The 24,394-nt window shown below is 35.5% G+C and carries 19 protein-coding genes and 1 pseudogene; 1 reads left to right on the top strand and 19 read right to left on the bottom strand.

Features of this window, described 5'->3' with window-relative positions; genetic code table 11:
• Positions 1-398 precede the first annotated feature (398 nt).
• The 14 genes and pseudogenes from G610_RS0104295 to G610_RS19640 all read right to left on the bottom strand — a co-directional run bounded on the left by G610_RS0104295 (position 399) and on the right by G610_RS19640 (position 17,144).
• Positions 399-1,580 carry a polysaccharide pyruvyl transferase family protein gene (locus G610_RS0104295; RefSeq protein ID WP_026523799.1) on the bottom strand — a complete coding sequence of 394 codons (1,182 nt, stop codon included), beginning with the start codon at positions 1,578-1,580 and terminating at the stop codon, positions 399-401.
• A gap of 21 nt (positions 1,581-1,601) precedes the next feature.
• The gene (locus G610_RS0104290) at positions 1,602-2,735 is read right to left on the bottom strand and encodes a glycosyltransferase (RefSeq protein ID WP_026523798.1); all 1,134 of its coding nucleotides are present in this window, start codon (positions 2,733-2,735) and stop codon (positions 1,602-1,604) included.
• A gap of 14 nt (positions 2,736-2,749) precedes the next feature.
• A complete protein-coding gene (locus G610_RS21970) occupies positions 2,750-3,463 on the bottom strand; it encodes an acyltransferase (protein WP_051197610.1) in 714 nt (237 codons plus the stop codon).
• Complete coding sequence (locus G610_RS0104280; RefSeq protein ID WP_026523797.1) at positions 3,460-4,521, bottom strand: hypothetical protein; 1,062 nt, start codon at positions 4,519-4,521, stop codon at positions 3,460-3,462. Before G610_RS0104280 ends, G610_RS21970 begins: the two co-directional genes overlap by 4 nt.
• Before the next feature lie 4 nt (positions 4,522-4,525).
• Positions 4,526-5,857, bottom strand: a complete 1,332-nt coding sequence (locus tag G610_RS0104275; protein ID WP_026523796.1) for an O-antigen ligase family protein — start codon at positions 5,855-5,857, stop codon at positions 4,526-4,528.
• Positions 5,858-5,912: 55 nt separating this feature from the next.
• The gene (locus G610_RS0104270) at positions 5,913-6,956 is read right to left on the bottom strand and encodes a glycosyltransferase (RefSeq protein ID WP_026523795.1); all 1,044 of its coding nucleotides are present in this window, start codon (positions 6,954-6,956) and stop codon (positions 5,913-5,915) included.
• A gap of 8 nt (positions 6,957-6,964) precedes the next feature.
• Positions 6,965-8,083 (bottom strand): glycosyltransferase, encoded by a 1,119-nt coding sequence (locus G610_RS0104265; protein ID WP_026523794.1) that lies wholly within the window; start codon positions 8,081-8,083, stop codon positions 6,965-6,967.
• A 76-nt stretch (positions 8,084-8,159) separates the two neighbouring features.
• The gene (locus tag G610_RS19650) at positions 8,160-9,500 is read right to left on the bottom strand and encodes an ABC transporter ATP-binding protein (RefSeq protein ID WP_035796899.1); all 1,341 of its coding nucleotides are present in this window, start codon (positions 9,498-9,500) and stop codon (positions 8,160-8,162) included.
• The gene (locus G610_RS0104255) at positions 9,500-10,279 is read right to left on the bottom strand and encodes an ABC transporter permease (RefSeq protein ID WP_035796896.1); all 780 of its coding nucleotides are present in this window, start codon (positions 10,277-10,279) and stop codon (positions 9,500-9,502) included. Before G610_RS0104255 ends, G610_RS19650 begins: the two co-directional genes overlap by 1 nt.
• A gap of 11 nt (positions 10,280-10,290) precedes the next feature.
• The gene (gmhB, locus tag G610_RS0104250) at positions 10,291-11,559 is read right to left on the bottom strand and encodes a D-glycero-beta-D-manno-heptose 1,7-bisphosphate 7-phosphatase (RefSeq protein ID WP_026523792.1); all 1,269 of its coding nucleotides are present in this window, start codon (positions 11,557-11,559) and stop codon (positions 10,291-10,293) included.
• Between the two features lie 27 nt (positions 11,560-11,586).
• Positions 11,587-12,597 (bottom strand): GHMP family kinase ATP-binding protein, encoded by a 1,011-nt coding sequence (locus G610_RS0104245; protein WP_026523791.1) that lies wholly within the window; start codon positions 12,595-12,597, stop codon positions 11,587-11,589.
• Positions 12,597-14,525: pseudogene (locus G610_RS19645) on the bottom strand (glycosyltransferase); the annotation flags it as partial. The gene G610_RS0104245 and the pseudogene G610_RS19645, both read right to left, overlap by 1 nt.
• Before the next feature lie 519 nt (positions 14,526-15,044).
• Positions 15,045-15,686, bottom strand: coding sequence for a D-sedoheptulose-7-phosphate isomerase (locus G610_RS0104235; RefSeq protein ID WP_026523790.1), 642 nt, complete (start codon positions 15,684-15,686; stop codon positions 15,045-15,047).
• 57 nt (positions 15,687-15,743) lie between these two features.
• Entirely contained in the window at positions 15,744-17,144 is a 1,401-nt protein-coding gene (locus tag G610_RS19640; protein ID WP_051197604.1) for an exopolysaccharide biosynthesis polyprenyl glycosylphosphotransferase, read from the bottom strand.
• Positions 17,145-17,562: 418 nt separating this feature from the next.
• On the opposite strand from G610_RS19640, the gene G610_RS0104225 reads away from it, so the two are divergent.
• Positions 17,563-19,677 carry a hypothetical protein gene (locus tag G610_RS0104225; protein ID WP_026523789.1) on the top strand — a complete coding sequence of 705 codons (2,115 nt, stop codon included), beginning with the start codon at positions 17,563-17,565 and terminating at the stop codon, positions 19,675-19,677.
• A gap of 232 nt (positions 19,678-19,909) precedes the next feature.
• Here the strand turns inward: G610_RS0104225 and G610_RS0104220 are convergent, their stop codons facing one another.
• The 5 genes from G610_RS0104220 to G610_RS0104200 form a co-directional block, all read right to left on the bottom strand.
• On the bottom strand, positions 19,910-21,220 hold the full coding sequence (locus G610_RS0104220) for a glycosyltransferase (protein WP_081667209.1): 1,311 nt from the start codon (positions 21,218-21,220) through the stop codon (positions 19,910-19,912).
• Positions 21,221-21,223: 3 nt separating this feature from the next.
• Positions 21,224-21,505, bottom strand: a complete 282-nt coding sequence (locus G610_RS0104215) for a hypothetical protein (protein ID WP_155830948.1) — start codon at positions 21,503-21,505, stop codon at positions 21,224-21,226.
• A 316-nt stretch (positions 21,506-21,821) separates the two neighbouring features.
• Positions 21,822-22,151 (bottom strand): hypothetical protein, encoded by a 330-nt coding sequence (locus G610_RS0104210; RefSeq protein WP_026523786.1) that lies wholly within the window; start codon positions 22,149-22,151, stop codon positions 21,822-21,824.
• Between the two features lie 172 nt (positions 22,152-22,323).
• Positions 22,324-22,920 (bottom strand): hypothetical protein, encoded by a 597-nt coding sequence (locus tag G610_RS0104205; RefSeq protein ID WP_026523785.1) that lies wholly within the window; start codon positions 22,918-22,920, stop codon positions 22,324-22,326.
• Positions 22,910-24,322, bottom strand: coding sequence for an AAA family ATPase (locus G610_RS0104200; protein WP_026523784.1), 1,413 nt, complete (start codon positions 24,320-24,322; stop codon positions 22,910-22,912). The genes G610_RS0104205 and G610_RS0104200 overlap by 11 nt, the downstream gene beginning before the upstream one ends.
• Positions 24,323-24,394 lie beyond the last annotated feature (72 nt).

The raw sequence follows: 24,394 nt of genomic DNA, 5'->3' as shown, positions 1-24,394 counted from the left end.
GTAATCTTATCTCTTAGTCTACTAAACATCTCCTAGTAGCGTTACCCATTCTAGATATATATACATTTCTGTTTAGTTCTCTAGAAATCTATTTCTAAATCTTACTGTCATAAAAATATATCTTGGATGCTTCACTTATAAACATACATATTTTTGTATTCTGAGGATAATCCTATCTTAATTATCAGATTCATACCTAAATCTATACATAAACTTTCATTATTTCCTCATGGATGTCTAAAATGATCATATTTTCTCAATAATCTGACTTTGGCAACCTCTTTCATTTCTAATGGATACTCTTTAATGCTAATAATTGCTCCATCTCCTTTGTCAATACCTTAAATATCCATTATGCGATAACTCCTCTATCACAGATGACAAATTATTCACAAAAATCATTTCTTATTTATTGCATTTTTCATGAAGACTATTGAGTTTTTTCTTCTCTGCTCAATATACTGATCTGATACAACATAATTTACAGCATCTAAATCCAGCCTATCAATTTCATTCACATTCACTAATCTTTCAGTAAGATTGTATTCGGATAAGATCGACTCTAATCTTGAATTCATCGGTATATCATTTTTTCCATCCACTCTACAAAAACTATAAAAGGATTTGTGAAACAGTATTGAAAAAGCCGTCCCGTGAAATGAATCAGTTATTACACATGCCGCATTTAAAATCAATTTTATATACTCTCTCGGTCCAACATTCATATAACTATAATCAGCAAAATTCTCATCTGCCGCATTGTATCGTCTACACACATGTGGAATAGCAACTATTTTTAATTGATTCTTTTTTGCAAACGCTTTTATCTTTGTACGTGCAAGTGTATCATCCCCTAATAAATATGCAAAGAGGTAAGGTGTCTTTATCTCGTATGATATTTTACTTTTATTGCTAACTTCTATCCATTCTTCTTTAGTAAGTAAAAAAACAGGATCCACCGCCCACATACACTCAACGTTTTCCTGCTGTAACCAATCGTAAATATTTTTTTCTCTTACTGAAATATCAGAAATAGATGATATCATAGCTTTCAGTTTTTTCTTTTCTTTTTTGCTTAGATTATCCTTTCCTATACTACAGCTATATGCTATTTTTTTTCCTTTAGCAAATGATAAGAAATAGTTTTTATCAAACCAGGTAGGATTCCACATTTGGTCCCCACCCACAATATAGCAATCATATTTTGGCAATGTATCAATTGTGTCTGGATATACTAGTTTAGTAACCAAAAATTCTTCACTGATAAATTTATCAAATTCCATTTTTATTGGATCCGTCGGAAACAATTCTTTATATTTTTCCGCCATTTCACATTGACCAATAATTAGTTTTCTTCTCTGTAAATAATTTATGGGATCTACTGTTATATTGATCAGTCTTTTAATTCTACTTAAATTCTTATTAATAGTCCTTTTTTCGGTTCTATTATAATTTAGTTCCTCAACTGCATAACCAAAATTCTCAAGTATATGATATAACGCATACGCTTGAAGTATTCCCCCGTAATTATAATTGTCATAAAACAAAGTCGTAATCAATACTTTTATCTTATCTTCCATTTTGTATTCCCCAGTTACTATCTATTTACTTTCATTTACAAGTAGTTTGCTTATATCTTCTGACAAACAAAAATAGTTTTCACAATATTGACTAATACCATTATAAATTGATAGTCTATAATTCAAATCATTTTCCAATTTATGAATTTGATTTAAAAACTCTTCACCTGAATCTGCAATTCCAATCTCGTTGGAAATATCATAGTCTTTTGCTGCATAACTTGTGGATACAGTCAAAATACCTCGGCACATCGATTCTAACAACTTAATTTTTGCACCTGTACCCTCAAATAAAGGTATTATACTTATATCACAAATATTAAAATACTCATCTACTTTTTCAACTCTTCCCGTGATAATTATATTGTCCCTTAATTCTTCTTTGCATTGTAATATTGCAGGGTCTGGGTTAGAACCAATTATATAAAGCATATATCCTTCACTTGCGAGAACATTCATGACATTTTTGCAGAACCAAACAACGCCATTTACATTTGGATACCAACTCATCGATCCCAAAATCATTATCTTTTTTTTAAATAATCGTCTATCTTTGCTTCTACAAGTATTCGGGAATTTGATTAATGGTTTTAAATAATAGCATTTAGCAATACTCTTATATAATTTTTTATGTATCTCAGCATCGGTTTTTGAAATTGATAAATAAGCATTTGACTTTGTAAGCAATTCCTTTTCTATAAGCCAGGATCTAAACACTCTAATTTGGGAATAAGGAAAATAAATAATCTTTTCATTCCACGCCTTTTTTCTTAATGCACAATTATACCTTTCTTTATCATTAAGATATTCAACATTGTGAGATATATATATTATTGTAGCTTCTGGAAACTTTTTTCTAAGTTTCCTATGATATAAATACATCAAATGATGGCTAACTAAGATAAGCTTTATTTTGTTTTTACTTATACATTCTACTAAATCTAAATACATTTTCGAGGAATAATAATTTCTAGAATTATAATCAGAATAATATTTTATGCTACTATCTTTATATTTATAACCCTCTTTTTCTATTAATGTATAAACACATAAATCAACAACTGTAGAAAAATGTTCTATTATTCCCCAATTATATAGTGCATCTCCAGAATCCAAAGGAAAAACCTTATGAGTAATCAAAACAGCCTTATTCATAGTTAATCTCCATATTAATAAAAATGTCTATGTTTCTCAGTCAATCGATATTTTACTATATCATTTCTCAAACCTATTTTTTTAGCCGGCACTCCACCATATATACAAAAATGTTCATTACACGGCTTAGTTAAAATAGCCCCAGCAGCAATAATATCTCCCTTTAAAACATTTGCTCCCGGCAATATTGACGTTCTAGAACTAATCCATGCATATTCCCCAATATAAACTGGTTTCTCTTGTCCTGTCGTACTAAATGATTCAGAATTTACATCATGCTGAACAGTCCATATCCAAGCACCCGTACTAATATTTACATTATCCGCAATAACAATATTCTTTCTGGCATCCAAAATAGCTTTGTCACCTATAGAACAGTTTTTTCCTATTGTAATATTCCATGGATTTCTAGCTTCTAATCCATAATAAATAATCGTGCCTTTTCCTATTGTCATTCTGAAAACATATCTGTATAAGAAGAGACGTATATGATGTGAAGGCACGTAACCAACAATCTTAAAATATAAGAATGTAAAGCTATTGATCCAGCTATATATATCCAGAATAAGATTTACGATAACACTTTTATCGTGCTTTACTCCATTTGACTGTGCTTCACTATCTTGTCTATTTGAGGCATGCTTCTTTGAAAACTCACAGAAACATGCCTCAAATAGATTTATAAAAATGAATAATCCAAGAATTATTAACGCCTTTATATCTTTCACTTCACATATTCCTCAATAGTTTTTATTAGTCGATCTTGAATATTCTCTTTCCGGTACGCATCTAAATCAGTGTGATAATTCTCAGCTAATTTATTAAGACCTTCTACCGAAGTTGGCAATTCACTTATTCTACTATACCCTATACCTGATATTTTATTATTTGATAATAACCAATCAGGAGCAATTGGTATAGAGTTAAGAAAAATACATTCAAGCAATATCCCACTTGTTGCATTTTCATAGCGTTCCTTTTTATATGGAAGTAATGTGTATTTTGATTCCGCAATGCATGAATAATACTCATCAAAAGGTAATACTCTGTCTTCTATTGTGATATTTTCTCCTGCTATAGCTTTCAGACTCTTATATTCATCCTTGTCCATAAAGTCTCCGGCAATATATAGCTTTGATCCAGTTCCGGAAAAGTGCCTTACAATTCCCTCTAAATCCTTGGTGCCTCTCATAGCTCCTAAACAAACCATCTGGCCCTTCTTTTTTACATCTTTATATTTTTCATATTTCTCAGAATAATAGAAGTCCGGAAGCGTTATCTGATTATCAAAAAGCTTTAAGGATGGATTAGTTACAACATATAAAGAAACATCGTTCACCGCCCGCATACAAATTCTGCCAAGCATTCTTCGAAGTGGTGAACTATACGACTTCATATCATCAAGAATATCACGGTATAATGTAACCAAAATACTTGGCCGTTTTTCTCTTTTCAATGCCAGATATAAGTAAAGAACCCAGTCGATATTCGTAAACCATATTATGTCATAGTATTTTGCCGTTGAAAAAATCTTATTAAGGTTCTTCCATCGAGAAATAAACATTAGTGCCTTGTTACCTTTATGATAATTACCCTCTACACTAACAACTTCATATTCAGGAATCAGATCTTTACTTATACTGTCACTACAAAAAACAGTTATATTATATTTGTTCTTTAAAAGCTCTGCTGACTCTTCTAGCACTTTAGGCGCATGTCCTACCGGTTCACTGTTTTCATTTTCTAAATTTATATATTCTGCTATTGCAGCTTTCATTACTTTCATTTAACTAGTTCCTTGCCGTATAATCTTCCGTGTTGTTGAGATTATTTATAACGAATCTTTTATATCCGATAAGAAGAAGTATTTCAACCCAAAAATAATATAGCCAAAAATTACCAACAATAATCCAATGTATTCCCTGTGCCATTATACCGATGTATAACGTCTCGGAAATAATATCATGTTTTATACGCTTCTTAATAGCAATTATGAAGACAAATACAATACATAAGAGACCTAGCAAACCTCTATCCGTTAATGTTGACAAATATATATTATTAGCTTCACTAACATTATTTTGGAGAAATCCAATCTCAGACTGTACGCTATAATAGTATGCCCCTGTTCCCCTTCCAATAACATATTGTATGGGTGAGTTTTTATAAAGCATCTCAATCGCATGATCCAAATGTTGAGCTCTATCCACAGCAGAATAGTTAAAATCAAGATTTTTGTTCCTAGACAGAAACGATACTATTTTGTTATACACATTATCCACAAAAGCGACTCTTAATGATTCATTCCCATAAATTATAAAAGCCAAAATCACTACCCCAACTATTCCAATAAGGATAGCAACATATTTTCGAATAAATGGATTTTTCTGGCACAATACCAGTATCAATGCCAACGTATCCATTCCATATACCGCGCTCGAAAAAGAAAATAAGGAAATTACAAGTATGATTACTATATATATAATCGCTTTCTTTCTTTCTCTTTTGTTAACGCTTATCTTAAAATATACTGAAATAAAATAGTATAATAGCATTGCCATCAAGGGTGCTAAATATCCTGGCTCAGAACATGTCCCTTTGAGCCTAGGTAATGCATATCGAGCTATTTCAATAAAATTTGCATCGAAGTACTCGTAGGCATTAATTATTTTTCCTAAATATAAAAATTTATTAAATACTATTCTATAAACACACGCAATAGCCTGGATTATTACTGTATATTTCATCAAGTTATCAATATATATATCATCTATTTGATAACCCGTTCCAAGAAATATTATTAAAACTGCCAAATACACTATGTTTCTAGCTATATACTTAATCGCGAAAGATAAAACTATGCCATTACTTATTAGTACCCCTAATATTGTTAGTACAAGATTAATACTAATAAAGGTTATTAGCATTAACTCATACTTTTCGTATTTCAATCTCATACATACACATAGCAAAGTGCACGAAATAATAAGCCAAACCTCTGCTGGTCTAATCGGCGTTTGTCCTATATAAAAACCAATCGCATCTCTCAATGGAAATAGTATCCATATTCCAGCAAAGACTATAGATAAAAGTCTTTTGTCTACATGTACTATTCTATTCATTATTTAAAATCCTACATATCATCTCTAAATATCAATACATTAAATGATAAAGCATTTATCTTTTATCTATAACATACATAACATTTTTTTCTACAATCTTAGCAATATTTTGAGGTGCATACTGCTTTCCATACTCATATGCCATTTTTTGTCTTTTTTCTAAGTCGTCATCTGATATTTTCTTTGACAATTCAAATACATCTTCGAACTCTTCAGGCGAATAATTGTTCATATTAACAACAAAATCAAGACCACGGTACTTCTCATCAAATTTCCCTATACATATACATCCAGCTAAACATCCCGTTTTAAAAGTAGCATTTTTCTCATCAATAAATGGTCTAATCGGAACTACGCAAAATGCGCATTCACTCATTATCTCAATAATTTTTTTCGGTGGGCAATCATAAAAATATTGTATTCCTAGATGATTATCAATATTCTCTATTTTAGAACCAGATAGGATATATAACGTGTTATCCCCACCCTTGTTAAATCTATCCCAACCTTCAATCATCTCATCAAACGCTTTTGTCTTTCCCACAAGCCCAAAATACACATATTTATTCTTTTTCTTAGCTATATTAAACTCTAAATTGTCCGAATAAATATTTGTAGGTATCGCACGCTCAAAATAATATGGGCAAAATCTTTTTATAGATTCTCCCATTTCTTGATTTGACACAAAAATCGCATCGGATATAGAACATAGATATTCTATTACAAATTTTCTTAGTGTATTAAGCCTGCCATATTCATGAACAGATGTAATGATTTTAATACTATTTTTTTTCGCTATCTGAGAAATCGAAAAAAAACTGTAAAGAATCAATGGGTTCCATTCTGCAAATGGATATTCGATTACTATCGCATCATACTTATTTCCATGCTTAATATCTTTAGCAAGCTGTCTAACCTGCTTAACCATTCCAAATTCGGACATCTTACCAAATGCATTTAGATCTGTTTTACAATCTGACGAATAAATCTTCACATCAAAGTTTTTTATGCTGTCTTCATAAATGACCTTACTATACGATCCTATACCATCATAAGATTTTCCATAATTGTTACAAACAACTGCTATGCACTTTTTCATCAATCATCCTATATTTCAAAAACCTTCATTATATTGTCTTTGTACTGTTTATATAGAAAATTATGTTCCACTCTAGCTTTAGCGGCTTCTCCTAGCCGTTTTCTTAAGCCTTCATCATCCGCCAACATCTTTAGAGCTTCTGCGTATTTTTCTACATTGCGATTATCAACTTCTAATCCGGTTACGTCTTTTAAATTAACATAGTTAACACCGGATCCTTTAATATAGAAGGTCACAGCAGGCTTTCCAAAATACATCCCCTCTGCAAGCCCCAGACCAAATGCCTCATTCTTTGTAATAGATGGAAATACGAATATATCTGCAGCCTCAAGATAAGCCTTCTGAACATCATCACTTGTCGCACCAAGCAAGGTAAAATTACTCAAATCCTTTGTGTCCTGATTTATTCTGTTTGTCGAAGAACCTGGGTAACCTGATACAAAAAATACAAATCGTTCATCTACCAATCTGGCAACCTGAGCAAGGTATTCAAATCCCTTATAGGGAACAACTCTTCCTATACCCAGGCATATTATTTTTTCTTTATTCTTCTCTCTTATTTCCATAGCCATTTTATGACTGGTATCTGATGGAATAAGATTTTTTTCATCAACACAACTTGGAACCACCATGCACTTTTCCTTAAAACGCGATAAATATGGGCTGCCATCTATATAATTTGGACTAGTTGCAACTATTCTATATGCTCTTTTAAGCTCCTTAAAATAAAGAGACCTCAAAAGCTTTTCACCTATTTTTTGCTTTATTATGTCAGAATGCCAATATGTAATAAGCTTCGATTCATTAGAAATATATTTTAAAACCCAAAAAGTCAAAAAAGGATCCGGTTCATGTACAATTACATAGTCCGGCTTGTATTCCCTAAGCTCATGCTTAATCTTTGCACCAATGGACACTGATAACGGCTGTGAAGCAACTTTAACGCTTCCAAATCTGGAAACTTTTACACCATCAATTATATCAATAGCATTGCTTTTCTCCCTGGAAAAGCAGACTACTCGCATTTCATATTTTCCTTGCACAGCATCACTTATAGATTTGGCTGTTTTCTCAATTCCTCCTAGTTCTGGATAATAATATTTTGATATTTGAAGTATTTTTTTCATTCTGTAAAGCTCCATATATGCGAGGCTATTTCAAGTCTTATAAACATCTCTCTTAGCTGCCTTAACACATAATTGATTATTGTATCTCCCAATCGTGGTCCATTCCCATTATGCCATGGTCTTTTCCTGTATCTTCTTCTACATGCATAACAATAAGATTATGGATACAATCTATTTCTACACCCGCTTCATCCTGAATCCAGAAATCAAGGAAATATGCACCCTTTAGGAGATTGAGCTTATTGATTGTAAGAACTACTTCTCCTGCTTCCTTACCACTTATAGTATGCCCTGTACATTCTTGCATCTCATTGCCATAACAATATACCCAGTCACTTCTTGTTATTCCAAAAGTAAAGTTGAGATTCTTACTAGTATCATTTGCTTTGAATTTTATTCTTATAGACAGCTTATCTCCTGTAGCAAAGCGAGTACATGGTTCACCTTTTTCATTAACCATAATAACGTCCGTAAACTCCGCTTCACCGGTTCCGGATCTTCTTGCATCCGGTCCACACTGAGAGCATATCTTCTGACATTTCATGCTATTATTAAGCTTTTCCTGGATGATGTTCTTTTCTTCTTGAGAAAGTTCCCCATTTTCAAGAGATTCTTTTTCTTTCTGATCACGCATCTTAGCTTCTACTTCTACTCTCTCGAGGCGCTTAAGTTCCATATCATTGAGATAGTCATCGCAGATCTTTCTGGCAGGACCCTCGTCTCTTATAAGGCCATCTTCTATCCATATTACTCGGTCGCAGATTTGCTTAACCTGTCCAATAGAATGTGATACAAGAACTATTGTCATACCGTTTGCTTTGAGGTCTCTAAGTTTGTTAAAGCATTTCGTCTGGAACGCCTGATCACCAACTGCAAGGATCTCATCTACAAGAAGAATATCAGCGTCTACATTTATTGCTACCGCAAATGCAAGACGCATATACATTCCCGAAGAATAGGTTCTTACAGGATTGTCTATGTATTGCTCAAGTTCTGAGAATGCAATAATATCATCTAGTCTTCTATCTACTTCTTTATTCTTAATTCCGAAAATTGAGGCGTTAATATAAATATTTTCCCTTCCGGTGAGATCAGGATGAAAACCTGCTCCAAGCTCGATAAGGCTGGAAATTCTACCCTGCTCAGCTATTGTTCCTTCGTTTGGACGAAGGATCTTTGTAAGCATCTTAAGTGTGGTACTTTTACCACATCCGTTTCGTCCGATAAGGGCAACTGCTTCGCCTTTTTTAACGTCAAAACTAATACCTTTAAGGACTTCACGCTTTTCATATTTATTGCGACCTATATTTACAATGCGCTCACGAAGCATTGTTCCTTTATCTTCATAGACTTTGAAGAACTTATGCACATTCCTTACTTCGATAGCATTTTCGGGATTACTTATATTTGCATTCATCACATTTCCTCCGCAAAATCACCTTCAAGATGAGCAAACACAAGCTCTCCAATTACTAATATAATGATCGCACTTCCCCATGTAATGGCAGTGTAAAGTGTATCAGGTAACTGTTTATAATAAAGAACTGCATGATAGCTCTGCACTATGCTTGTCATAGGATTGCACAGCAAAATAACCTTAACTATTGGCTGAAGGTTATCCATACTGTACATTATAGGAGTTCCCCATATCCATGCCATCATGAGAATTCCTACAATATATTCCATATCCCTTATATATACAGTAATTGCAGAAAACAAAAGTGTAAATCCAAGACAAAGTATAAATTCTGCAATCATAACTATAGGTAAGAACCATATTGCTGCTGGATTAATACCCACACCGCCGATAACAATAAAGAGGAATACTATTACAAAAGCTAGCAGCATATTTATGAATTTTGCAAGTACTGCTGATATAGGAAGCACTTCCCTTGGAAAGTATATCTTAGTTGCTAAATTTGAGTTATTTACTATGCACCCTGCCCCTTGTCCTACAGCTTCGCTAAAGAATGTCCAAGGTACAATTCCTGCTGTTAGATATATATAATAGTTCTCTATTGAACTTGGAAAGATTACTCCAAATACAAAGGTATAGATAGCAATCTGAAAAAGAGGAAAAAGAAGAGCCCAGAGCATTCCCAGGGCTGACTTCTGATAACGACCGCGAAGCTCGCGCTTTACCATACTGTAGATCATGTCTTTGTATTCTATTATTTCTTTAAGTCTAGATATCATTACCTACTCCATCAAAGGTATTTATTTACAAATGCGAGAAGTGAATCTACTTCACCGCCAATCTGAACGCTTTTACAACCTGCAGCATTACCTGCAGTGATATCATTTTCACCATCTCCTACCATGTATGAGGCCGAGAGATCGATGTTGTATTCCTCTGCTGCCTTAAGTAACATTCCGGGCTTTGGCTTTCTACATTCACAGTTTATCTTTAGTTCTTTGACTTCGCCTTCAAATCCGCTATCCGGATGATGAGGACAGTAATAAATCGCATCGAGGTATGCTCCCTCCTGTCCAAGAAGTGTCTCCATCTTGTTATGAATCTCGTTTAGCTCATCATAAGTCACTTCACCTCTTGCGATAACAGGCTGATTGGTGACAACGATAGCAAGATATCCTGATTCGTTAATTTTTCTGACTGCTTCTGCTACTCCCGGCAGGAGTTCGAATTCATCTATGTTCCTAAGGAATCCTATATATTTGTTAATTGTACCATCTCTATCGAGAAATACAGCTTTTTGCTTATGTTTCAGATTCTTCTGCTCAACTTTTCCGGACTTTATGTCGTTTTCAATTAGATAGAATCTGTCAGGAGTTCCCATATCCTTAATAAATTCCGGCGTGTCATAAATATAGAGCTCACCATCTGCTATAAGGGGCTTTAGTATCTGTCTATCAAGATCTACCTTTTCGCCTTCTTCGAAGGTGAACTTATCCATTATCTTGGGTGATAAGATATGTACTCCAGCATTGACTCTGTTTCTATACCAGGTTCTTGGATCTTCCTTATGAAGCCAGTTCAGTACCTTCCCATTTTCATCAGCGATGATGATTCCACTATCATAAGGGTGATTATTAGGATGAGTAATTATAGTAGCAAGACCGTTTCTGTCCTTATGGGCTTTGATGAACCTGTCAAAGTCAATATCAAATATGATGTCGCCATTAAGAAGCAGGAAGTCCTCTGTGAGTTTGTCCTTTAACGCAAATAATGCCCCTGCTGTTCCCAGTGGCTTATCCTCAACAAAGTATTCAATATTTACTCCAAAGGATTCTCCGGTAACAGGAGATGTCTTGCTGCCGTCTCCGAAGTATTCCCGTATAGCATCTCCAAGATATCCAACGATAAGGAGTATATCTGTTAGTCCCTGTCTCTTTAATGCTTCTACTTCATATTCAAGTACCGGCTTCCCTGCAAGGGGGATCATTGGCTTTGGCACTTCAGAATTAACAGAAGCGATTCTGGTACCTCTGCCACCTGCCATTATAACTACTTTCACAACTTATTCCTTCCAATTCACATTTAATTAGAGGCCACGTCTCTTCTCGGGATCGTAATCCTCAGCCTTATAATAAACTACTCTTGTTCCTTCATCCTCAAACTTGAAAGGCACATAGAGAAGATCTTTCATTGCTTCCCTTACCTTTTCCCTGTTCTCTTCAGGAACGTAGAATAACAGGAATCCTCCGCCGCCTGCTCCAAGTAGCTTTCCGCCAAGTGCGCCGGCTTTTATTCCCTTTTCATAATACTCATCTATTCTTCCGGTGGATACGTTGCTCCCGGTACTTCTCTTAAGTTTCCATGTATAATCAAGAAGTTTACCGAATTCATCCAAATCTGCATCTTTGTTGACAAGTATTTTTTCCGCATCATCAACAAGTGTGTACATCTCTGAAAGCTGTTTTTTCTTATCTGCAACCGGTGTTGCAGCCTTCTGAATCTCTGATGAAAGTCTTGTGAATCCTGTAAAGAACATCATCATGTTATCATTCAATGTCTTTTTACGCTCGGGAGATATGATTATTGGAAGTACTTCATATCCGTCTGCGTTAAAGTTGATTCTGTTAAGACCGCCGAATGAGGCAGCTATCTGATCCTGCCAGCCACCTGCTTCTTTACAAAGGACTCGCTCGAGATAAATTGCATCATCAGCAAGTTGTCTCTTATCAGCGTACTTGCCCTTAAGTGCATAGAATGCATTTATCATTCCAACCGCGAAGGAACTGCTGGTTCCAAGTCCGCTTCGTGCCGGAAGGTCCGCTTCATAGGACAGCCGCAGCTCATGCATATCCATCATATCCATAGCATTTCTTATGGCCGGGTGGTCAACATCACTTAGTTCCTTAACTCTCTCAATCTGCGCATACACAAACTCAGATGTGTAATCAAAAAACGGCGGGAGATGTCGTACATTAACATAGCAGTACTTGTCGAAGGTTGTTGATAATACAGCCCCCTTGTTTTCCTTAAAATAATCTTCCATATCTGTTCCGCCGCCAAAAAAGGACATGCGAAACGGGGTTCTTGTAATAACCATTATTCAAAATCTTCCTTTATAATATTCCATACAGCATCTATGCTGTGATGATCACGCACGTATTTGCTGTATTTATCTGATATCTCCGAAAGTCGGGCATTGTCATTATACAGACTGATTACCATATTCGCAAACTGTTTAGCATCATCAGCAACCTCTATAATGTCTTCTACATCAGGAATACCTTCTGTTCCAACAGAGGTTGTTACCATAGGTGCTCCATAGTACAGAGCTTCTATAACTTTACCCTTAACTCCTGCTCCATATCTAAGAGGAACCACAACCAGCTTGCAGGTATCGTATAGCTCCATGAGCCTCTCTTCAGAAACAAATCCCTCAAGGATTATTCCATCCTTACCAGATAGTTTTTCTATCCTGGGAGTAGCCTTTGATCCAACAATATGGAAAGATATTCCAAGTTCTTTTCTTACATCCGGCCAAATCTCCGTGGCAAACCAGTTTACAGCATCTTCATTCGGTGGATGTCCGAAACCTCCGACAAATAGAATATCTTTTCTCACAGCAAAATCTAGATTCTTTTTCTCTCTGAAGGACTCATAAACATAAGCAGTTATAGCCTTTGCTTTTATAGAAGGGTCAATCTTATGTATCTCATCGATTTCTATCTGAGACGGATAATAGCTAATGTCTGCCTTATGCATGATATCAAGTTCTTTTTTCTTCCATTCCTCAGCTTCCTTTTTGAGCTTCGTATCACCACTTAGTTCATACTCGCGACCAATTCTTAGGAAATGAAGATCGTGTCCGTAATAGATGCATTTGATATTAGTGTTATCTCTTATGAAATCAATATATTTCTCTGTAATATGAGGTCTGTTCAGATATACAAAGTCTATGTTTTCCTGATTATCCCTTATCCAATCTTCATAATGATCCCTATACCACGGACCATACAGAATCTCTATACCAATCTGCTCAAGTGCTGTTGAATATGGTTCTTTTCTTGCAAAGTTATCTCCGATAAATTTTACATTGTATCCCTGAGAAATAAACATCTGAAGATACTGCCAGGTGGTCTTAGACCCTGCATCCTTATCAAACTCGGGAGCATAGTGGTCTACCACTAGTATTGTTTTCTTTCCATGACTTCTGTCTCTTGCATGGAAAAGATCTGATTCTGTCTGGGACTGCTTTTTGAATTCTTCTGCCCATTTCTGTTTAAGTTTCTCAGAATTCTCAACCTGATATTTCTTGATTCCTGTTGAAGTATCCGTACCATTCGATTTTCCTTCGAAATGAACTACCAGGGACTCAGGCTGGTACATAACCTTGTATCCATGCTTTCTTACTTCAAAAGCAAGATCAGAATCCTCACAGTACGCCGGAGCAAAGAGTTCATCAAAACCTCCGATTTCTTTCCAGAGATCTGTTCTTATCATGATGGAGGCACCTGAAATATAGTCTGCTTCCTTCACGTAATTAAACTCCGGAAGAAGGGGATTCTTTCCATTACCATAATTCCATGCATGCCCATCACCCCAAATGATACCGCCTGCTTCCTGAAGTGTTCCATCAGGATATACCAGTTTGGAACCAACCATTCCAATTTTGTCATCTCTCTCAATAAGATCAACTAGGCTTTTCAGCCATCCCTGCTGTACCTGAGTGTCGTTATTCAGGAATAATATGTATTTGCCTTTTGCATGCTTTGCCGCATTATTGCAGTTTTTCAGAAATCTTTGATTCTCTGAGTTTCGGACTATATTTATATTCTCTGCTATTTCTGATAAACGAGTCGTGTAGTCTGTTGATACGTCATCAGCAATTATAACTTCGTACTGTACTCCCCAGCTATTGCTCAGAATTGTACTAAGACAGTTATATGTATATTCAAATTGGTTATAAACAGGAATAATTATGGAAACTGTGGGTGAATCATATTCCGGAAATTTTAACTTATCATACTTTTCAAATGGTCTATTCTCTATAACATCTAGCAGTAATAAATCTGTAAGTGTCCCAAACTGATAATTATCTGTTCTTCTTTCGAAGTCTCTGAATTCCCTTTTAACCTGTTCTATTCCACCTTTCTTATATGCTGACAGAACGAACTTTATATTGTTTATATTAAGTGCCTTAATATACATTCCAACCTTGAAGATTCCTCGTCTTGAAGATTTCTTTTTTGAGAATGATTTTTCATATACTCTTCCGGGGAAACTGACTATTCTCCACCCCGTTGAATTTTGTATTGCATTATAAGACTTTTCTATATCCTTAAGCCTGTCTATCTTCTTCTTCTGCTTAGCAATAAGTTCATTCCTTTGATCAAGCTGCATCTGCAGATTATCATTCTGTTTTTTCAGATTATCAATTGTCTCGTTCTGATCTGACATTACTATGGTTGCTCCGTTTTCATTGCTCTTGGTGAGTTTTCATTAGTGTATAGTTTTCTTTTTCGCAATATGAATTATTTGTTACGTTACTTAGAAGAACGCTTCTTCCAACATTAGGCACAGTGCATGGTATACCGGAAGGTGCAGTTCCTGTATCTTGAAGGTCTCTGACTCAGGAACTATGATGCAGGCATCACAGTACTCCTTTATCTTGCCGCCGTCACGTCCCGTAAGGCCTACGACTTTAAGGCCCTTCGCTTTTGCCATAATTGCCGCATATATAATGTTCTCTGAATTACCTGATGTGGTTATCCCAAGGAATACGTCATTGTCAGTAGCGTAACCATTCACCTGCTGAGCAAAGCTCATCTGAGGATTCACATCATTTAAAAATGCAGTGGATAATGCTACATGATCCACAATCGCTATTGCCGGAAGTGCTCCTTGCATAGCTTCTGAGAGCTGAAATCCAAGCTCTTTGTTTATTGATATGAGCTCCTGTGTGATCTCATTATCAAGTTTCCTTGGTTTGATGAATCCCTTCATCAGCTCTCCAACTATGTGTTCTGCATCAGCAGCAGAGCCACCGTTTCCTGCCACAAGTAGCTTACCACCTTCTTTATAGCTATCGCGTATAATCTCAAAGGACTTCATGATACTATCCTTCTCTCTTTCAAGGGAAGGGTATCTCTGAAATAATTCATTATATAGTTCAAAAACTTTATCTGTCATTAGCAAACCTTTCTTAAATTATTGAGTCGTGAAGCTGATACTTAATTATATGACTTTTTAAAGATCAGCATCATGCATTTCTTTGCTGGCTGATTCTGTAAAACCTTCAGTACTTTCTTTCTGTACAAGTATTTTTATAGTTTCAAATATTATCTGAACATCCAATAATAGTGAATAATTAGTAATGTAAAGTAAATCTAACTTCAATTTATCAAGAGCGGTAGTGTTATATTTTCCATAAACCTGAGCATATCCTGTTAGTCCGCCCTTCATCTTATTCCTATACAAAAACTCCGGAATATCTTCAGCGTATTTTTCGACATGTTCCCATCGCTCCGGTCTGGGACCCACGATAGACATATCTCCCTTCATAATGTTAATCAGCTGTGGAAGCTCATCCACCCTTATAGCTCTAATGATTTTCCCAACCCTTGTTATTCTATCATCCTGCTCTCCAGCAGGGTGAGGTCTTCCGTCTTTCTCTGCATCCACTATCATCGAACGGAACTTTAGAATCATAAATCTTTGTCCGTCAAGAGTCACTCTCTCCTGTCTAAAGAACACGGGACCACCATCTTCGATTTTTATCGCAAGCGCTGTAATTAACAGAATTGGACTAAGGACTATTAGCGTCACAATACTTATAGCAATATCAAAAAATCTTTTTATGAACCTTTGAATAGGATTTATACCATTGTTTCTGTTTAAGAAAAGCGGAGTATCAAATAGATTGAGTTCCTCCGAGTTTTTTACAATTACATCAGAAATCTTAGGTACAAAGTATACCCTCTTATCCAATTCAAAGCATACTTTCAAAATTTTATTCTTCTTGTGTGCAGGAAGATCATTTAGAAGTACTGCATCAAAGCCAACTATTTTTTTTCTGATATTTGCCTCTTCCTCATCACATGACATGCGTTCTTCTATCTTGTATTTATATGCAATTCCATTGATTTTTTCATACAGATTATTATCATGATCACCATGAATTTCGATAATAGTAAGTGGCGGAAACATCTTTCTGTAGCTATTTACCAGAATAACTGATATCAAACAATTCACTAAGGCTTGTATTAAAAACATTGCAAAATAAGTTTTGATAAACTTTGGGAAATATCTGAACTGTCCTGTTATTGCACATGAAATAAACAACTCGATAAAATTCACAGTCATAAGTGTCAGAACCTGCCCCGCCAAAATATTTGCCTTACGCTCCACACCTATTTTGAATGCATGCAACCATTTTCCTATAACGATATATAAAATAAGGTAAATTCCTGTAGCCATTCCAAGGTTACCTGCACCAAGCAAATAGCCCGTATTATTATTTATTTTTACAAATTCATACCAGTGATATAGGAATATTGCTACTGCTATACTAGTGATAATGACTTCACTAAAAAATCTGTATATGTACTTTCCGTTCTTTCTTGACGTTTTCGGTATATTATTTATCATTTGTATTGTTTTTTATTATCTCTTTCTATTTCTTTAAAATAGGCAAACCTTACTAAAATCATTCTTGATAGTGGCAATGATTGGCATCTGGATCTGAATGATATTTGAAAATAAAAGTTTATTATTCTCTACTGTAATTTGTCTAATCATAGATAAACCACATAAATCATCATGCTTTATAACTGAATCACTCCTATCATATTACTATATGATATTCACTTAGTCCAATTTCTAGGTTTGAGACGGCGCCTATACAGTCCGGAATTTTCCATAAGGTCCGTATTATGTGGTACAATAAGTACGCTAATCCATCAGTGACAAAGCATCCGTTCCGTACTTGATTACAAAGTTTTGTTCCTCAATCAAGTGTAGATGGATTTTTGATAATTGTACCATTAATAAAGTTTTGGGAAGAATGATGAATTTATTACATAGATGTAAGTATAAACCAATTGTTTTCTGTTTTTTCGTAGCATTAATTCTTGAGGTTTTTGCGTTTAATTACAAATTCTGGCTATATGGTAGCTCGGAGAATGCAAGCTTCCCCACTTTTTCCTTCGAAGATGGAATGCAAGTGGAGTACGGAAAGTCTTATGTAGTCCCTGGACATTTAACCCTTATATCTGAAGACATTGACGCATATGTAAAAAGCATTCATTTAAATGTTTCAGACTGTAACGACGCTGGCTGGGAAAGTAAGGAACGACAGTGCATTCTGCATATTACGACTTCGATAATGGATGAGGGGCATGCACAATTCTATGATTTTGTACAAATTGTGGCTAGTCCGCTTGTTCCAGAAACCATGTATTTGCCAGTTGAGACATTCGGGAAAGTGAACAAGATTAAGCTTACAATAGCAGATGATCTGGATGAGATCGTTTTTGATTCTATTGAAGTGAATTCCGGTATCCCTTTCAGATTGCGAATCATGCGTCTGTTACTGGTATTTGGGGTGTTGTTAGCACTGCAAGCTGTGTTGTTTTCAGACTATTATTCGCTTGATAGTATGGATTTTGACAGTCGCAAATCCTTTCTTATCGTATCAGCTTTTGTAATAGGGCTTATTATCTTGACGTTATCAATTCAGAATCAGACCAGAGACTGGGGCAGTTCATATAATTACTCAAACCTTGCTAAAGCCTTTGTTAATGGCAACTTTTTTGTAGCAGAGAATACGGATGATATTCTTGCAAACATGGAGAATCCATATGATTTTCGCAACCGAGAAACGCTTGGCGCAAAGGCCGTATGGGATACCGCTTATTATGGGGATAAATACTACATTTATTTCGGAGTTATTCCTGCACTGATTCTTCATTTACCATACTATCTAATCAGCGGTAACGATATGACAAACATGACAGCGACTAGCATTTTGGATGTGCTGCTGATACTTGCAAGCTTCTTTCTTGTTAACGAGCTCAGAAAGAAGCTTAATAAGAATATCCCTCTGCGATTGTTTTTGCTGCTTTCGACAACCTTTACGTTATCATCCGGATTGATATTAATAATAAAAAGGGCTTCTATCTACTATGTGGCTATAGGTACAGGGCTGATGTTTATAATGTTTGGCCTAACGTTGTGGATGAATTCTGTTAACGATGGCACCTCATGCAGTAGTGAGATTCCCAAAGGAGATGGCAGCTGCTTGAAAGTTGCGGGAAATAGTTTCCAGAGGCATTTGCTGTTGAAGGGCATTCTCGGTTCACTATGTATGGCACTTGCAGTTGGTTGCAGACCACAATTTGCAATGGCAAGTTTTTTAGGCTTAGTAATTTATTGGGATTTGATAAGAAATGCTTATCTCAGAAAAAAAGGCTCATTGATAAAGCTTGTCATACTGATTCTTCCATATGTGCCTGTAGCTGCAGGCCTTATGTATTATAACTATGCACGATTTGGTTCACCATTTGACTTTGGGGCAAATTATAATCTAACAGGTTATGATATGGTTCACATGGGAATTCATCCTGCAAGGATTCCTATAGGACTGTGGTATTATCTGTTTAATCTACCACATATTCATTTTGAATTCCCATTTATGTATTCCAGTAGTCTTATCATCAGATATCAGGGATTTATAGTAAGCGAGCCAGTCATTGGCGGAGCAATTATGATGGCGCCGATTACATGGCTGTGTATTGCAGATTTCAGGAGAAAGAATAGTTTCAATTATCCCGAAAACGTATTTGCAGATAAAGCTTTATGGTTTAGAAGATTGTGCTATATTATTGTGCTAATCGTGGTATCAGTTGATACTCTTATGTGTGGTGTGCTTGTAAGATATCAGTTAGATTACAGAATTTACTTAATTATTTCTGCAGTGATTATGGCGATGAGTATTTTAGCTAAAGATTACAATGATAAAGAGACATATAATAAACAAGCCAGACATGTGGCTTGTTTATGTGTAGTGACTTTGATCATGTGCATCCTGACGATTTTCTGTCAATATGAGAACCCAGATTATACATATCCAGAAATCAATCCGGTACTGTTTTGCCGAATGAAAATGTTTTTTGGTGGATAAGTTATACCATTTATAAACGCTTTTTAGTTTATTTCTTTGGTTAAACCTCAATCACGAATACTTAATATCTGAATTCTCCACATTTCAGCGTGGATAAGACATAGACTTATACAATGATGATTCTTGTAACATCCGTACAAAGTTCTTGAATTATTACAGAATGCTTGTACCAAATAGACAAGAATCATCACGATAAGAATTTAAATATAGATACGGCTAGTCTGAATCCTTATTACAAATGGTCTGAGACGTTACAACCGTCAAGAAATGTGCCTAACAAGTCATTTAGCTTATCATTTATATCGTTGTGCTTCTGTATGTATTTAAAAGCATTATCCCCGATTTTCTCAGTTAACCCCTTATCATCTGACAGTTTCCTGATATTATTTATGTAGTCTTCAGGTGTTTTGCAAAATAAGAATTCCTCCTGATCCTTGGCGCCTATACCCTCTATTCCGATATCATTTGTCAGAACCGGTACCCCTGCTGACAACGCTTCCTGGATCTTCACTTTTATTCCCGCTCCTAGAAGGAGTGGAGCTACCAGGCACAGAGCTCTTTCAAAGTAAGGATCTACGCTGTCCACAAATCCTGTGAGGGTGATTGGTAACTGCAGTTTATTCTGGTGCTTGTCGGTAATGTTGCTGTTTTCGGAAAGCACTTCTCTGCCATTTTTTTTATAAGCTTCATTAAAAAGCTTGACCTTGTCCTTTAGAACTCCTGCGGGATTGGCTCCGACTATAGTAAGTGTATACCCCTCATTTGCAAGCTCATCCATTACGTTGTTAATAAACCATATGACAGAATCATAGTTCTCCGCCCTATCCATAGCTCCAAAGAATAACAAATTTTTATAATCTGGATTTCTCTTTACTCCGGTATGCCTCTCAAAGTAATTGGTTCCCTCGAAAACTTTATCCTTAGGGATTCCGTCGTTAATTAATAAGTCCTTGTCCTTTTCATTAAGAACAACCGTAAGATCCGCTTCTTTTATGACCTCGAGCTCTGCTTTCTTGAGAGTTGTGTAAAATCTCTTCCACTGATTAGTCCCGAATGTCTCATACTTTCGCTGATATCCCAGATAGGTTACGTCTTCCTCAATCATGATGTACTTAGCCTTGGGAAACAGCGCCTTAATTTCAGGCATAATAAGCCCCATTGAGGTCCAATGGAGCATCACAATGTCAGGATTCCCGCCTGCTGCCTTATATTTCTCTATGCGCTTGCTAAGCTGCATGTGCTCATAGAGAAGGAGCTGTCTTGCGTACTTAGTCCAGGGATTGAGAAGCGTAAATCCGCTGACCACCCTTCTTATTATATAGTCTAATTTGGAATGGTCGCGGTAATATATGTCAGATGATATGCCTAATCGTTCCAGCCCCACTTCCTTCCGCTCTTCTTCGTACCCGAGCCCAATGAAGGTGATATCGAACTTCCCGGTGTCATTTATGTAGTTTATGTAGTAATTTAGGTTCTTCCCACCCGCATGCCTTACCTTAGGGTATGGGATATATGGGGCGAGCCAAAGGATTTGTTTTTTCATACATTAATCTTTTTTGATGTAGCCGTACATTTTTAGCATTTCTATTATCCAGTCTGCTTGCTGCGCGGCTCTGTCTATGATGTTAATAGCTTGTTGTTTTTGGTACTGCGACAAAGATGCATTATTCATTACGCTCATCTTTAGCACATTCTTAACGATTTCGTGATCTATCTTTTCGAGTTCTTCCATAGTCTGAATCCTGTGTACTTTGGTATTACAATTTGCATGTATTATCCAGAACCCATCGTTCTCAGAAAATGCGTTCCATGTCATATATCGTACCAAAATATGAACACATCTCCTAATATAAATGAACTAAATATAATTCTACATAAAATCCGGAAGAAAAACTCCTGTTGTGGCAACTATTCCAGAAACACCATATTTCAAATCAAAGTAACTACAGCCTATCATACTAATAGAATCCACATTCCCCAAGGCCTGTTGCGATAAATATAACTCTAAAATAAGCAATGAAGCCACAGCATAAACACAATTATCCAAAGTAGCACTTTCAAAAACATCTACTCTATCATGCTTTATTCCATTATGCTTACCCCACCAAGAGATTCCATCAACTGAATCAACTATTTTTCCATTTCTATTTTTCCTTAATAATTTTCCACTCTTTTAATGGTTGGAATTCAATATATGGCGTATAAACTTTTGTATCCCCAATTTTGGGATATTTTAAAAGCAACGTTTTCGTAATTGAAACAATATTTGCGTTCCAGGGAAGTTTTATTCCTGCCTCCCTACATATCAATTTAGATATTACTTCAAATTCTGATGATGCAAGCATAAGAATCTTTGCAAACTCATTTGAAAACGTTGAAGCATTTAACATTTTTTCTTGACGATTTATCCTATGAAGTTGATTCGACAAAGACCTAAAATAGTACCAATTTGCTTTTATATCTGCCTCATTCATCAGATTCCCTATCTCCTTCAGAATGTAATCTTAAAATATTGTTCTCTTGACTTTAGTGTTGCTGAGACAATTGCCCTTAATATCCACAAATATTCTTATTTTTTACTAATAAATGACCCCAATCATCAGCTGCAAAAAATCCCTTTTTGGGGGATAAGTTCCTTCCACAGAGCTACCTTTTTCTTGCCTTTTCACTATACTCAAAGTCATACATAACCCAGACTTCATCATATAAAATATGCTTTTTATCTATCTCTTTTCTATATACTAACAACGAATTCTCCTTAAGGTCATGTTCCAACTTACTCTTTTCAGAAACACTTTCATTCCCAAGCTTTCCTCCTGCCATTTTGAGAATTACATCTTCCATAGCACCTTTTGTATCGGAACAGTCTATAACGCTAATAAACACCTTCTTGAATTCAGCTGCCCCATCACATAAGACTTTCTCAAGTAATAACTCACTTTCGCATGCCTTTAGTCTTATGCTACATCTTTGTCCATCCTTCTTTGCCTTTTCCAGCTTTGGATCCATTCCCTGCCTTGCAAATCCAGATTTAAACTCAATTAAATACACCGTATCAGAACTAAGTGCAAGTGCGTCCGCTGATTCAAGCTTTTGCCTCCGACAATAATGATTCTTAATAGCATCAAAATTGTAAGCCTCTCTGTTGTCCGTAATGTTCATGGGCTTTGCAAGCTCTGATATCGTTTTATACTCATTTGAGAAATTAGCTTCGAGAAAATCTCTCAATTCCTTAATTGTCATACAAGCTTTCCTCTCTCCTGAGATTAATAAAAGGTGCACCAAGCTTTGAGTATACTTCTGAATAATCGTCAGATACATCCTTGTACATTACAGAGTACTCATCTTCTAATTTAATCGTATCATATAGCTTTACTGATTGCTTTTTTTCACGCTTCTGAATTACCTCGAATCCATATACCAGATTTGTACTATGGGTCGTAAGCAATATCTTTACACCCAATTCCTTGTTTAGTAGCGCCAACACCTCTGCCAATAAGACTTGCCACTCAGGATGCAAATGGTCATCCGGTTCATCCATAATTAGCAAAGTTTTATTATCAAGCTGTCCCTTAAGTAATAATTGTCTAATAATAGCAAATAGTTTTGAACCTGCCGCTAAATTCCTAACATCCAGCTTACTACCCGCACATACCATCTTATTTCCACTGATAATTACTTCATCATTAAAAGCCTCATCTATTTTTTCAAAAATAAGTTGGGCTCTCTCCTCATTTTCAATTTCCTGATAAAGATAGTTATGTGGAAACATATAATTTGACAACTTTTCTTTTCTGTTCCGAACAGAAATGGTTTGATAATAATCAGATAATTCTAATTGATCATGATACATACCATATGAAGTCTGCTTGTTAACGTGAGCATATATTTCATCTAGTACGTCAGAATCATCAATCATTATTACCTTTTCTATCTCAGAATTTGCTATATAGTTGTATAAGTGCTCTGTTCCTTCTATTTCATTTTTCCTAATGCGTATGTTAAATACATTTGCATCGTTTTCTTTTACAAGAATTTCTCCCACTCTATCCTTGTATCTCACGGGTGTAATCTGATCAAAGAAATCACTCTGCAGATATTTTATAATCTTTCTATCTGCATATTTCATAGCTTGAGGATCATCTGTTATAAGCTGTTCCATAGTCTCTATCAAGGCAATGGTTTTCAATAATTCGCCATTATCTCTATAGATTTTTACTCTTCCACCCAGCATTGATCTGTTTGGCTCCTTGAACAATCCATCTATCTGTTCATCGCTCGCTTGAGAGATGTCTTCAATAATAGATTTTGCTTTATTACATAAATCCTTGATTTCTTCATCCGTAGCTGCAAAACCTATATTGAGCCATTCATTTATCCTTTGGCTGATCCTATTGCTTAAGTTTAATTCATTTGCACCAACCGGAATTATATTTCTTATTCTCCTATGTAAAACAATATTGATATATGCTATTTTATCAGCAAGCGCATTCAAAAAAATATCTTCAACTGCCGAAAAAATAGCATTTATAGTTTTCCCTGCTGTTGTTTTTCCAGAATCGTTATATCCCGTTATTAGCGTTATTTCATTGATTTCTATTTCGGAATCTCGAATCACCCCAATATTATTCAAGTAAACTCTCATCTCATCTCTCCTATGATGTCTCCAAAAGCTAAAGCATCATTTTCCCTTTCTTTTACTACACATCGCATAGCC

The organism is Butyrivibrio sp. MB2005 (assembly GCF_000424285.1).
Classification (GTDB): Bacteria; Bacillota; Clostridia; order Lachnospirales; family Lachnospiraceae; genus Butyrivibrio.
The sequence above is the reverse complement of the archived record's forward strand: the minus strand, read 5'-3'. Positions and strand labels throughout refer to the sequence as shown.